Genomic DNA, 12,517 nt, shown 5'->3' on the forward strand with positions numbered 1-12,517 from the left:
TTTAGAAAAAGGGTCTCATAACCATCTCAAAAATTTTAAATAAAACAGGTAAAAATTATTACATAGGCTCAAAAACATCTTTATTATATCATTATGAGTTTAGAAGATTTTACAAAAGTCGAATTAGAAGAAAAATTTGAAATGTTTATTTTTAACATGGATGATTATTTAGAAAGTTTTATAGATAAAGTTGAAAAACAAGGTTACAATCTAGATTATTCAATCAAGAGTCTAACTGATTTAGAAAACTACTTAACTCAAAATAAAGTTGATAAGGATAGTGATGATGTTAATGATGCTGCTGCCTATTTTGGGGAAGTGGTAAGAAAAAATATTGGTGGAAGATGGGATTGTGATCTAGAAGATGAATCCGACTTATACTACGGAAAGCCAGTAATTGTTGGTCATACAACGCCAGATGATTTAATGTTATCACCATTTGACTCAGTAATGATTTATATACTTCGACCTGCTAAAGATTTTTTCTTATCCGTAATAAGAAGCCATATTAATGATGAACCTATTAATTTAGATGAATTTCCAACTGAAGAAGAACCTAAAGAAAACAAAAACAGATGGAATTTATTAGATGATTCTGAAGATTAGTTAAAGAGCAGCATTAGCAATAATTCAAAATTATACATTATGGCAGTTGGTTTATTTATAGATCCGGTATTTTATAAAATTGGATCTGGTAGTTTCTTAAATAGTTTTTTTTCTACGATATATATTAAGTTAGAAAATAACAATTGGGGAAACAAATACCCACTTATTATGAATGACTTATACAATGGTTGTGTTAACAATTAATATGAGAGACATACTAAATACAGAAGAAGGATATAAAGAAATTATCTGTAAAAATAATGAATACATAAAACTGGAATTTGAAGATTTAAATTCATACGTAGTGTCAGATGATAATGATAAAATTAAAGAAACGTATTGGAATCTACTTAATTATACTTTAGATGTTTTAAAAGCTGAATATTCTTTAGGCAGTGATGTTGGCAACTTATTAGATTTTTATAAAAAAACTAGCCAATACATATTGAAATCCTGGATACCTGAAAGTGGTTACGTACAAATGATAGATATGCTTTCTCTGGGAATAATATTGGATATAGAAGACGAAGAATTCAATAAACTGGTTGCTCTGGTAGAAAAGGAAAATGTAAAAGATTACCTTATAGATTTCTTAATAAGATCAAGAAATTCTTCTTGGCCACAAACAGAAGGCTTCATATGGAAGAAGCCCTATAAAGGAATTTCTGAAATTGTTTCGTGTGCTGCTGAAGATAAAGAAAAGGCAATGGCACATTTAAAAAAATATTTAAATGAATGGTATAGGTCAATTGAAATCAAAACCCACAATAGTAAGTGGAATATCCATACTGGCTATTGGTGCTGGGAGGCTGGTGCGTTAGCTAAAATTCTGAAATTAGAAGACGCCGCTCTAAAAAATCAACAATATTATCCTTATGATTTAGTGCATTGGAAATAAGCGATTGGATTATGGAAAAATACATCAAAATAATGTACATCTTGGCTCAAAACAGTAGGGATGCGGATTTTATCAAATCTAAACTAGAAAAATAATTATTAGGTACTTGAGGTAAATCCTTGATAACGGGTTGCTTTCGTTTCATAAATTACAGAAAAACCCTGCATTACTGCAAGGCTTTCTGTAATCGATACGTGCAAAACGGATCATTTACCGGGTATAAGGGCTTCAGGCAAAATATTGTAGCATGATAAGCCTAAATAAGGTTAGTTCTGTTTTGCCCGGACAGATTGAGGTACGAATGGAAACTATAAAGCACTGTTGATTAATGAGCTGTTTTTTTTTATTTCATCAGACTGATATTGGTCAGCCCGCCATCTGAAAGGATTTCGGTGCCCACTATAAAAGCAGAATCATCCGAAGCTAAAAAAACAGCAGCGTGTCCGATATCGGCCGGAAGCCCTTGTCTGCCCACAGGTGTAATGTCTACCCAACTTTGTTTAACCTGTTCCAGCATTTCCTGTGGTACCAGCTTGCCAAAAACAGGCGTATCGATAGAGCCAGGCGAGAGGGTATTCACCCTTATTTTTCTGGCAAGAAGATCTAAAGACAGGCCTTTTGCCAAAGAGATGATTGCGGCCTTTGCTGCGGCATAGATCGTCATTCCGGGTGCGGCACGGTGGGCGGCGCTGGAGCCGATGAGGATGATGGAAGCGCCATCATTTAAAAAAGGAAGTGATTTTTGCACGGTAAAGTAGGCGCTTTTCAAATTCAGGTCCATGTAGCGGTCATAGTTTTCTTCGGTTATATCCTCAACAGAAGCCATAGGCATACCATCTACAATGCCACCGGCGTTCACCACCAGTACATCAATCTTCCCAAATTTTCCGGCAGTTGTTTTAAATATATTTTCCAGGTCGCTACTGTTGGTTACATCGCCTTTTACGGCCATAAACCCTGCACCCAGTTCAGTCACGGACTGGTTTAATGTAGCTTCATTTCTTCCGGTAATGGTACCAACGGCGCCTGCATTTTTAAATGCGTCTGCAATACCCCATCCAATACCACTGTTGCCGCCTGTAATTACGGCTACCTTGTTTTTTAATTTTGTCATTTTGTTTTTGCTATTTATTTGATCTTTAAATTCCGTAGATACCGCCAGAAACGACTATTTTTTCTCCGGTAATCCACGCGGCATCCTCACTGGCCAGGAATACGGCAACTTTTGCAATATCATCAGGTTGTCCGGTTCGCCCAAGTGGGGTATTGGCTACTAATTTGGCTTCAAAATCACTGCCTATAAAACCTGCGCTATGGGAACCTTCTGTTTCAACTACGCCGGGTAAAATAGAGTTGATGCGGATGTTTCTTCCGCCGAATTCTTTAGACAGGGCAATGGTGATGGCATCTAAGGCTGCTTTGGTTGCAGAATACACGGAGCCCGTTGGCAGCGGCGTATTGCTGGCACCAGAACTGATGTTTATGATATTGCCGCCTTTATCTCCGAATAACTTAATTGCCGCCTGTATGGCTAGTATAGACCCCAGCACATTGATGTTGAAATGTTGATGGAATGTAGAAGGAGATACTGTTTCGATTGATTCGTATAAATAAACCCCGGCGTTATTTACCAGGATATCCAGCGTACCAAAGGCCTGTTGTGTTTCTTCGAATAACCTGTTGATATCTGCCTCTTGAGATACATCTGCCTGTACAGCAATGGCAATGCCACCCTTATTAGTGATCTCGTTCACTACCTGATCTGCATCTGCTTTGCTGGAAGCATAATTCACCACCACTTTTGCGCCAGCTGCTGCATAATATTTAGCGATAGCAGCACCTATACCTTTAGATGCGCCGGTTACTACGGCTACTTTGTTTTCTAATTTATTCATGATTCTTTTTATTTTAATTATGCAGCAAAGCTAAATGGTATTTATATAATTTAGTAACTTTGTATCTAAAAGTAACAGTAACCTAGAGGGAACAAAGTAACATATGGAGTGCATACCACAATCTCAGCAGGATAGAAAAAAAGAAATGATGGCCGTTCATGATGCCATGGATGTGCTGAACGGAAAATGGAAGATTAACATCATTTCCTCTATTTGCTATTACAACAAAAGAAGGTTTTCTGATATCCTGAATGATGTAACCGGGATCTCAAACAAGATGCTGAGTAAAGAATTAAAGGAGCTGGAAGTGAATAAGCTGGTTGCAAGGACAGTGTTAAATACGCATCCGGTAACGATTCAGTACGAATTAACCGAACATGGCAAAACCTTAAAAACCATTATTAACAATTTAACCGATTGGGGAATCCAGCACCGAAAGGAAGTTACCGGGAGAAATTAGTATTGGTGGTTATGGGTGTAATCCTGTAAGCCTTCCCGTAAAGGAATGGTTAATAAGGATAGCAGTTTAGTGGGTTTTCAAACCGGAAAACGGCCGGAGCACTTTGCGTGTATCGCATATTGCCTCCGTAAGGTTAACTAACCTGATTTTTTAACTATGGCACCACAATGCAGACACTTTTCCCCCTGGCGCCCATTTTACCAGATGGATTTTTATACCTTGAAGATTTTATTTCTTTAGCGCAAGAGCAGCAATTGCTGGCGGCAGTTAAAGCACTTCCGCTTCATACGATGATTTTCCAGGGATTTGAAACCAAAAGATTGGTAGAAAATTTCGGCTACGATTACCATTTCGATAGCCGCAAGATTAGTGCAGGCAAACCCATTCCAGCTGCGTTTTCTTTCCTGATCGAATTGGTAGCTGATTTCCTTTCCTGCAAGCTGGAAGACTTTCAGGAGTTGCTGGTTACGGCTTATCCGCCCGGCGCTGTAATTAACCGGCGCCGGGATGCACCTTTTGAAATGATTGCAGGAATTTCCCTGTCAGCAGATTTTGTATTCCGCTTACGTCCGTACGCCAGGGCCAAACAGGGGAGGAAATCCACCCGGTCGCTCTACCTGTTGAGCGGCGTTGCCCGGGAAGAATGGGAGCACAGTACCATGCCTGTACTGCTACCCGGTATTCAATCCCCCTTACCTTAAGGGAAACCTGATTACTCCGGGGGATGTGATAACGCGTTGCTACGCAATACCGTATTTGATCATGAAATTTTGCACGGCCTTAATGGTGGTCTCGGGGTATTCGATCAGGCTTTGGTGCCCGCCCTTAACCATTGCGAGTTCGCTGCGGTTGAGGTGTTGATGGAGGTACAAACCAGCGGCGGGAGCAATCAGGCGGTCTTCAGTAGCCGCTATCACCAGGCAGGGCATGTCTATTTTATCAAGGTCTTTGCTCATGTCGAACCGGAAGGTTGCCATTAAACTCCTGGCAGCGGTTTGTGCAGTGGTGTTCGCTGCTGATCTGGCCATCTGCCGGAGCGTAGCGCTGCTTTGGTTTCCTTTAAATAACAGCAGGCGGTAAAACAGGCAACTCAAACCAGAACTGTATGCCAGGTAACCCATTGCGGTAAAGAATTTATTGTGCCGGGCAATATAACTTAGCGTTGGGTCAATCAGCCGCCACTGGATCAGGGAAGGGATAGGACCAAACGGCATTGTTTCTAACGGGTTGGTATAACCGCAATGCTGCAGGATGATGGCTTTTGGCGCAGGCAGGTAGTTTTGTTTGCAATATTCCTGGCAAATCATTCCACCGAGGCTGTGGCCATGTAATACCGGCTGTTGGATGTTCAATTGAGTCAGGATATGGTTCAGGTCTAATGCCAGTGCCTTGATGGAGAAATCACGGCCATCTGGTGATGATCCATGTCCCGGCAAATCAATGCTGATCAGCCAGTAGTCGTTACTGAAATTTTGCTCCAGGTATTGCCATTGCTGCTTATTGGCATTTATGCCGTGGATAAATACCAGTGGCTGCGCTTCACGCCGACCAGTACTTTTTACGAAAAGCACATTACCTGTAGAACTTTTGATGTATTGCCCCTGAGTGTTGTTTTCTTCTTCTGGCACCGGTTTATTTCGGTTCCGGCTGGATAACAGCCAGGAAACAGGGTATCTGCCGAAGAGTAAGATCAGGGCTGCAATGCCGTAACTTGTTTTTTTAAGGTTAAGTTTCATAAATAATCAATCGATAGGCATCACCTGGAAAATGAAATTGGTTCACATGATTTCTGCTCCATGCAGGTTATCAGAGTGCCTGCTATCTAAACATAGCCCATCAGCCGGTTGTTTTGAGATTGTAGAAGAAAGGGGAAAGGTTAACTCCCATCGCCTGATGTATGATTCAGTTTTAAATGGTATCATATTCACCTAATATCGAAACCAGGGAAATACAGTGAAGGAAAGCTGTACAGCTTTTCGCTTAATTTGTTATGATGAGTAGGGAAAGGCAATCCGCGAACAAAATGTTTTGATTGCTGTACTGAGGGAAATCTTAAAAATGGAGTCAGCGGATTGCTTTTGACTGTTCCGAACAAGTTGTACTACCATTAAGAATTTAACAGGAATTCCGCTTGTGTATTATGGTTCGTTAATGAACACCGTCGAGTTGACAGTTCTTTTTATAAGATGCCTCGAGCACCTAACATGCTTTAGACCTGACACCAGGGGGAATAATGTGCCATTGAAATAAGGTTCACCATCTATTTGATTGGCAATACCTTATTCAAGTAACAATAATTTGATATGGTAGGTAATTAATTAGATCATCAGATAATAACTTATTATAAGGATAGGCATCAGCTACTGAATACTGAGCTAATTCTTAATCATACGCAGATATGGGTAAAAACACCTGTTAGAAAAGGGTGTTTTTACCCTAAAAGTTCTTTTTTATTGCCATAACTTTATCATAGATATCAATCATCCTAATGGGCTTAATCACTTCATTAGGAGGTATTAACGTATAAATTTTAAAAAAATGAAAACGCCTCTCTCAATCATTAATCTGCTGATTCTATTTTCTCTTTTTCTCAGGCAGCAATTAAAGCAGGTGATCTGGTTTTTTCCAGATTGTTACACGTCTTTTCAATTCGCAATAGTCTGTCGGGTTTTTATTTTTCATTTGTTTTTAGTGGCTTTTTAATGCAGCCGAATGTGCCTATTCAAATAAAACCAATTATAAAATTTTAATTTAAAACAAAAAATCATGGCAAATCCAACAATCAACCAGAATGGTACTGCAACCATTACACCTTCACAGAATTGTACCATCACCACTTCAAGTGGCGTTGCAAGTACCATTAACACGGTGAACACTTCCACTTCAAATAACCTGATGGTGGTTATTTCCGGTGTGCCAACCGGCGCATCTGTATTTGTGAATGGTCAACCCTCTACTTATTTAAATGGCCTATTTACGGTACCTGCGAATTCACCTTCATTCGCTATTGTGGTATACGGAACCCTGATGGGGGCTGTTATCACCATCCAGAACAACACCAGTTCAGCCGTGCCTGCCAGCGCTTTAATTACTTGTGTAACGGCTTAAGTTTTAAACTTTAGCAGTTGAAAATTTTAAGAAAGACAGTAAAAGGAGGAGTATGTATCCTTGTTTTCTTTCTGATGATGTTGAGTTGGACCCTGGTATTAAGTCAGAGTCCAGCAAAACAACATCAGAAAACAATTACACTATTGCCCTTTGAATACACCCAACTGAAGACTAATAATGGTACATTTTGTGTGTATTATATGCGAAATGCAAGCCTTTCCAATATTGCAGTCGCCGTGAATACCGGAGCACCAGATTCCATTAAATACGATAATGGGTCACTTTTTAACGGTATCCATACTTTAGCACCGGGGCAACAAATTATTGTAGTTGGGGACTTTAAAGGGGAGCAGCTTTCTACCATTAACCTGTCTGTGCAAAATGTAGCAATTACCACGATGCTCTTTTGTCCTGGTCATTGATTTTTATTATACCTATTAAATCAACCTATTTTGAGCCAGATCACCAGTGGCGTTACTTTTAGTAATGCAAAATTCGGAGGCGGAAGTTTATATGTTGCTGAAGCGCAAGGCAGCGAATTTGCCGCAGTATTATTACCTGCTGGCTCAGCATATACAGAAACGCTCATTGATTTACCCACTGCTTTTCAGCAGCAGGTTTATTTTCTTTTTAGCAGAGTTGAACTGTCGAATACCGTCACCGACGACTATCAGAAGTATCTATCGTCGTTTAGAACGGGGACGGGCATTGCAGGTTTTCTCGGCCTAGCCTGGATTCTGGATATTGCTTTACCACTTTCTACCAGCAATACCACGGTCATCAACCTGGTTCAATACAACTCAGGAGGCAATTTTGTGGTGGCCAAAACCACCAATCTTGATATTGGAAATAACTTCGCTACCCTAAACATTGATAATAACACGGTGGTGGCCTACACTCCGCTGGATGCACCAACAAACATAGAATTCTCCTACAACAGCAGGTATCCGAACTTAAGTTTTGCGAATAAGACCATTGGTACACAATCGCTTTTCAATAGCAATATAACCATCCCATTTGGTATGGTTGGGACAGGAAGTTTCAGGTTTTCTCATGGATTGAATCTGAAGATGGATTTTCAGGGATATGGACTTCAAAATAATTATTACTACCTCAGCAGCAGCGTATTGAACGTTTTTACGTATCCAATACTTCAGCAAGGGGTGAATGTGAGCGAATATGCCATGACACAGACGCAGATAGATTTGCTGGACATCGGCAATGTTGCTCAACTCAACACTTATTTTGCCCTTACCGGTAAAATATACAACACCAATTCAGGCAATAACAGGGATGCGAATTTCCTAAGTTACCATGCAATCAACACCGGATATCCCATTGGATTGGTGCCTTTTATAGATTTAGAAACTACAACTGAACTGATCAATAATATATATCCGACCACCTACACGGCCAGGTTTGTCATTTCTCCATCGCCTCGTAATGCAACGAATCTCGTGTATTACATGGTTCCTGAAGGGGATTTCTACCTCAATATGAGCGCCAGTCCAACTGCTATTCCCGATGAGAACGGACAGTTTGATTTTCTGCCAGGGCTATCAGGTACGGAAGTGATCACTTTTACTCCTTATAATAATAGCGGAGAAAGCCCCGTTGGAGATAGGATGCGGTTTATTAGTCGCCAGCCCGCATATGCACCCAATTTTCCCAGTGAGCCGGTTTCCCTGGCACAGCCTGGTACAGACAACCCTGTGCTGACTTCAGAATACCTGACGTCCTGGGCCAATATTGTTTCTTCCAGCGCTGCAAATGTCCAATATGCCTGTCAGCCGCAAGGCGCCTCTTTATATGCAAAAGGGCATGGGATTGCTTCAGAAAACAGCAATTCAAGCTTCCTTGGTTTCTTTGAGCCTTCAGTGGAAATGCCTCAAACGGATGGTTTTTATGTGCCTATGGTTCCTTATCTCGGGATTCCGGCAAATTTACCGCCTGGAACAGGCGATATTAAGTCTTTTGAATCGAAAGTGCTGAGTGCCGAAAGGAAAGCTAAAATTACAAACAGCTTTTCAACGCCTAATGCCAGTAAAAGCAGGGCTAAAAGAGCGATGCTTTCCGCAAGGGCAAATGGTTCAGGTTATACACCATCAACCACCCCTCAGGGTCTCGTGGCTAATGTAATGGATACAGGGAGCTGGAGCTTGCTCAACCTTGCCCAGAATACTGTAAACGAAGACTCAAACGCACACTGGTATGTGAGTCCTGTTGATCAGGTACCTGATCCTGCTCCGGAATATCAGCTGAGTTTTATCAACCTGAGTTCGGAACTGCAGTCGGCCTTTCTCACCAATCAGCAATTTGTGGTGATGACGAATAATCAATACATGGGTACTTTGTTTTCTACGATACAGGATCAGGCGGGAGGCACAAGCGCTGAAGCGATCTTCAATAACAAAATGTCGATTGAAGACTGGCCATTCGATTTCAATGTAGGGACCAACAATACTTACGCAGATTACAATAACGTACTGATTTTTAAATTTTGTCAGGGGACGGTTTTGGATAGGGTGAAGAACCCGAAAGACTGGACGCAGGCAGATGCTTTCAATATTGCTCCGGATGCTTTAGATGGCTCCTATACTCAGCTGGTCGCCATTTCTTCCTGGCTGCAAAGTTACCTGCAGTCTGCCGAAACCGCTTACTATAATGCTGCAAATGCAGCACAAAGCGCTGATGAGGTAAATTATTATGAAAAATTTCACCGGATCATTAACGATCCTAACTGGAATGGTATCCTTGCCCTTAAAGCGGACATCAATTTACAGGAATTCCCACAGCAGTTAAAAGGACTGATCAGCGGGATCAATCTTAAAAATTTCAATGCACACCATGTGGGCATAGAAGTAAACCGGGTAGATGCAACCGGTATAATTACCATGGGACCAGTCAGCTCTATTTTCGGGTTGATCAATTACGTCGATCCGGCTTATGGCGTACAGGTGGCACAGGGATTAAGTGCAGACAAGCCGATCCCGCCTTTGGCGAATGCCACCTATGATTTTAAAGTACTTTCCTTACAGGTATTATTCGAGAATACGGCCATTAAAAGCTTCTCCAGCAAGATCCAGCTCACGATGAACAACCTGTTTTCAGATCACGTATCCCATACCAATAATAAATACGGTGCAGCAAAACTCAATACGGTGGTGCTGAATGGTACTTATCAGGATCATAATGGTACTGCTGTATATGTATTTGACAATAAAGACGATAACCTGTTCTACTTTGACAGTAACTTACTGCAAAATGTAGAGATTACCAAAATACAATTCAATACCCTGACCACTGATTCTTTAGCGGTTGATATTGAAACACGCTTCCTGATGTGGGGATTTTTGAATTTTGAGGTCATCAGCTGTGTGCCACCACAACCACCGCCACCACCGGAAGTGGATCCGGGTACTTTAACGCCATATATTTTCGATGCCTGGTCTTTCGGAATAGAAACCGGAGAAGATGAGAACCAGAAGCCTATTTATCAAAAAGGCCTGAGTTATTCGGATCTGTATATTGAAATGGGCTTTAATCTGGACAATCCGTCGGTAGTGAGTTATGCTTTTGATGCGGGTCAGATCTCTTTTAACTCTTCTCAAAGTACTACCCGTAACAGTAGTTTATATCCAAATTTCGCTTTGTCGATAGCGAAACTTATGAGCGGTAACGATGAGTCTGCACCTTCCAGTCAGGGTTTTCTTACACTTGGACTTCCCCGGGTAAATGCGAATGGACTTTCCGGCGATTGGTTTGGCTTGCAGATGAACCTGAACCTGGGGAGTCCGGGGGAACTGGCAGGCAACCTGGGATTCAATGCCAGTCTTTTACTGGCCTGGAGCCCCGGGGAACAAAATGACTCGAACAAATACAATATCCTCATCGGCATAAAATTACCGGGCACTTCCAGCAATGCGAAATTGCTCAGTATTCAGGGCCTGTTAAAATTAACCATCGACAAGCTGCGCCTGCAATACATCCCATCTACGACTGAAGAGACCCAGGGTTCTTACCTGCTTACTTTATCGAACATCGCCTTGAAATTCCTGGGCATATTGAAGCTTCCACCAGGTGGAAGCACAAATTTCCTGCTTTTTGGGAACCCCAATAAGGGCGCTACCTCCAGCAGTCTGGGATGGTATGCCGCCTACAATAAAACGCCTTAATCAATCAGAATGTAGCCAAAAGAAATACTTTATGACAAAAATACTGTATTGGAACATAGAAAATTTTTCGATAAATAAGATCAACGATCCTAATGCGAAAAGAAAAAGAAAAAGTAAAGCACCCACTGGTGTGGTTGCCTCAGGGAACCGTAGTGATTTGATTTTAAACGCGATGAAGGCAAATACACCGGATATTTTTGTGATCGTTGAGACTACAACCGGTGCGGGTGCAGAGGGTACTTTAATCAACGCAGGAGGCAGTCAGGCAGCATTGGATTTGTTGCAAAAAATACGAAGCAAATTTGGAGTAACCTGGATGTTGGTTCCTCCTTTAATTGTTGGTCAAGGTACTTTAATGGAAGGGGTTTGCGTATTTTTCAACAGTAACAGCAAGCTGTTTTTTACAGGTCCTTTTGGCTGGCAGGGCGGAGTGAACCCTGCAAATCCTGTAGCTGGCGTGACAGTAGCCTATGCCAATCCATGGGATACAGCATTACCGGCTACAAATACGCCAACCACTGCCGGGATTATTAACGGTGGTTTGGCACAAAATCAACTTGCCGGACAATGGTTATACGATGATGGGGCTACTCCGCCGATAAAACTGGAATTTCCGAGCGTTGGTGAACGCCCACCTTACCTCACCACATTCTGGGATGCCGGCAGCAACAGAAATATAAAATTAGTGGCTTATCATGCCCCTCCGCCAGATACGAAAATTTCCGCTGCAGGGGTCGATTCCTTAAGCCAGATCAGAGAAATCACCACGCTGCTCCAGGCGCAGGATGATGTGATCATCATGGGCGATTTTAATGTCGATCTATCAGACGAAGATTCGGCGGATGAGGCTTATGATAGCCTTATTGCGGATAGTTATACCAGGCAGATTAACCCGACTACAGATTCCGATTTTCCTGATGTAGGGTATATCTGTACCACTATGTATGGTACTTCAGGAAAGAATAAAGCAGAACCTACCAATACCAGGGGCTATCCCGCATATGGATATATGACGCCAAACAGTTACGACAATATGCTGACCCGTTATGGGAATATAACCAGGGTACCGGTTTCAAGCAAGATCACGATCGTGAACCTGGTTGCAGGTGCTCCTTATACTAAAGCGACTACACCCGCTTATGCCGGTGCAAAGGGAACATTGATTTATACTACTGCAATGGCAAAGGATAGCAGAGCTACAGATCCTTTAGCACCAGTTGCCTTGCTGTTACCCCCAAATCCAACACCCAATGGAAACGGCGGATATGCGCCAAAGAAAAAAGGTGTCGGAATAAAATTCCGGGAGTGGGCCAACTACGGTGTAGTAAGAAGCACCAGCGACCACATGGGTCTAATTATTGACTTTTAGTTCTTT

General features: G+C 41.7%; 12 protein-coding genes. 9 read left to right on the forward strand and 3 right to left on the reverse strand.

What is annotated here, in order from left to right:
• Window positions 1–93 precede the first annotated feature (93 nt).
• From GJU39_RS13670 to GJU39_RS13680, 3 genes are read left to right on the forward strand one after another with little or no spacing between them, the layout of a single operon-like run.
• Window positions 94–606: a hypothetical protein gene (locus GJU39_RS13670; protein WP_154281376.1), complete on the forward strand. Its 513-nt coding sequence runs from the start codon at window positions 94–96 to the stop codon at window positions 604–606.
• Between the two features lie 39 nt (window positions 607–645).
• On the forward strand, window positions 646–810 hold the full coding sequence (locus GJU39_RS24300) for an Imm70 family immunity protein (protein ID WP_154281377.1): 165 nt from the start codon (window positions 646–648) through the stop codon (window positions 808–810).
• Between the two features lies 1 nt (window position 811).
• Window positions 812–1,504, forward strand: coding sequence for a PoNe immunity protein domain-containing protein (locus GJU39_RS13680; RefSeq protein WP_167515691.1), 693 nt, complete (start codon window positions 812–814; stop codon window positions 1,502–1,504).
• A gap of 343 nt (window positions 1,505–1,847) precedes the next feature.
• On the opposite strand, the gene GJU39_RS13685 is transcribed toward GJU39_RS13680, so the two are convergent.
• Window positions 1,848–2,618 carry an SDR family oxidoreductase gene (locus GJU39_RS13685; protein ID WP_154281379.1) on the reverse strand — a complete coding sequence of 257 codons (771 nt, stop codon included), beginning with the start codon at window positions 2,616–2,618 and terminating at the stop codon, window positions 1,848–1,850.
• A gap of 25 nt (window positions 2,619–2,643) precedes the next feature.
• Window positions 2,644–3,399, reverse strand: coding sequence for an SDR family NAD(P)-dependent oxidoreductase (locus tag GJU39_RS13690; protein WP_154281380.1), 756 nt, complete (start codon window positions 3,397–3,399; stop codon window positions 2,644–2,646).
• Between the two features lie 103 nt (window positions 3,400–3,502).
• On the opposite strand from GJU39_RS13690, the gene GJU39_RS13695 reads away from it, so the two are divergent.
• A complete protein-coding gene (locus GJU39_RS13695) occupies window positions 3,503–3,859 on the forward strand; it encodes a winged helix-turn-helix transcriptional regulator (RefSeq protein ID WP_154281381.1) in 357 nt (118 codons plus the stop codon).
• Window positions 3,860–4,026: 167 nt separating this feature from the next.
• Window positions 4,027–4,560: an alpha-ketoglutarate-dependent dioxygenase AlkB family protein gene (locus GJU39_RS13700; protein ID WP_154281382.1), complete on the forward strand. Its 534-nt coding sequence runs from the start codon at window positions 4,027–4,029 to the stop codon at window positions 4,558–4,560.
• Window positions 4,561–4,599: 39 nt separating this feature from the next.
• Here the strand turns inward: GJU39_RS13700 and GJU39_RS13705 are convergent, their stop codons facing one another.
• Window positions 4,600–5,595: an alpha/beta fold hydrolase gene (locus GJU39_RS13705; RefSeq protein WP_154281383.1), complete on the reverse strand. Its 996-nt coding sequence runs from the start codon at window positions 5,593–5,595 to the stop codon at window positions 4,600–4,602.
• Window positions 5,596–6,625: 1,030 nt separating this feature from the next.
• On the opposite strand from GJU39_RS13705, the gene GJU39_RS13710 reads away from it, so the two are divergent.
• The 4 genes from GJU39_RS13710 to GJU39_RS13725 are packed head-to-tail and all read left to right on the forward strand — an operon-like array spanning window position 6,626 to window position 12,511.
• Window positions 6,626–6,967 carry a hypothetical protein gene (locus GJU39_RS13710; protein WP_154281384.1) on the forward strand — a complete coding sequence of 114 codons (342 nt, stop codon included), beginning with the start codon at window positions 6,626–6,628 and terminating at the stop codon, window positions 6,965–6,967.
• A 17-nt stretch (window positions 6,968–6,984) separates the two neighbouring features.
• Window positions 6,985–7,389, forward strand: coding sequence for a hypothetical protein (locus GJU39_RS13715; RefSeq protein ID WP_154281386.1), 405 nt, complete (start codon window positions 6,985–6,987; stop codon window positions 7,387–7,389).
• Window positions 7,390–7,419: 30 nt separating this feature from the next.
• Window positions 7,420–11,142 (forward strand): hypothetical protein, encoded by a 3,723-nt coding sequence (locus tag GJU39_RS13720; protein ID WP_154281387.1) that lies wholly within the window; start codon window positions 7,420–7,422, stop codon window positions 11,140–11,142.
• Between the two features lie 31 nt (window positions 11,143–11,173).
• On the forward strand, window positions 11,174–12,511 hold the full coding sequence (locus tag GJU39_RS13725) for an endonuclease/exonuclease/phosphatase family protein (protein ID WP_154281389.1): 1,338 nt from the start codon (window positions 11,174–11,176) through the stop codon (window positions 12,509–12,511).
• Window positions 12,512–12,517 lie beyond the last annotated feature (6 nt).

The sequence above is a fragment of the Pedobacter petrophilus genome, assembly GCF_009674725.1.
Classification (GTDB): domain Bacteria; phylum Bacteroidota; class Bacteroidia; order Sphingobacteriales; family Sphingobacteriaceae; genus Pedobacter; species Pedobacter petrophilus.

Excerpts from the sequence above, each read along its gene's own strand:
- GJU39_RS13670 (WP_154281376.1), top strand. The coding sequence starts at position 94 with ATGAGTTTAGAAGATTTTACAAAAGTCGAATTAGAAGAAAAATTTGAA.
- GJU39_RS24300 (WP_154281377.1), top strand. The coding sequence starts at position 646 with ATGGCAGTTGGTTTATTTATAGATCCGGTATTTTATAAAATTGGATCT.
- GJU39_RS13680 (WP_167515691.1), top strand. The coding sequence starts at position 812 with ATGAGAGACATACTAAATACAGAAGAAGGATATAAAGAAATTATCTGT.
- GJU39_RS13685 (WP_154281379.1), bottom strand. The coding sequence starts at position 2,618 with ATGACAAAATTAAAAAACAAGGTAGCCGTAATTACAGGCGGCAACAGT.
- GJU39_RS13690 (WP_154281380.1), bottom strand. The coding sequence starts at position 3,399 with ATGAATAAATTAGAAAACAAAGTAGCCGTAGTAACCGGCGCATCTAAA.
- GJU39_RS13695 (WP_154281381.1), top strand. The coding sequence starts at position 3,503 with ATGGAGTGCATACCACAATCTCAGCAGGATAGAAAAAAAGAAATGATG.
- GJU39_RS13700 (WP_154281382.1), top strand. The coding sequence starts at position 4,027 with ATGCAGACACTTTTCCCCCTGGCGCCCATTTTACCAGATGGATTTTTA.
- GJU39_RS13705 (WP_154281383.1), bottom strand. The coding sequence starts at position 5,595 with ATGAAACTTAACCTTAAAAAAACAAGTTACGGCATTGCAGCCCTGATC.
- GJU39_RS13710 (WP_154281384.1), top strand. The coding sequence starts at position 6,626 with ATGGCAAATCCAACAATCAACCAGAATGGTACTGCAACCATTACACCT.
- GJU39_RS13725 (WP_154281389.1), top strand. The coding sequence starts at position 11,174 with ATGACAAAAATACTGTATTGGAACATAGAAAATTTTTCGATAAATAAG.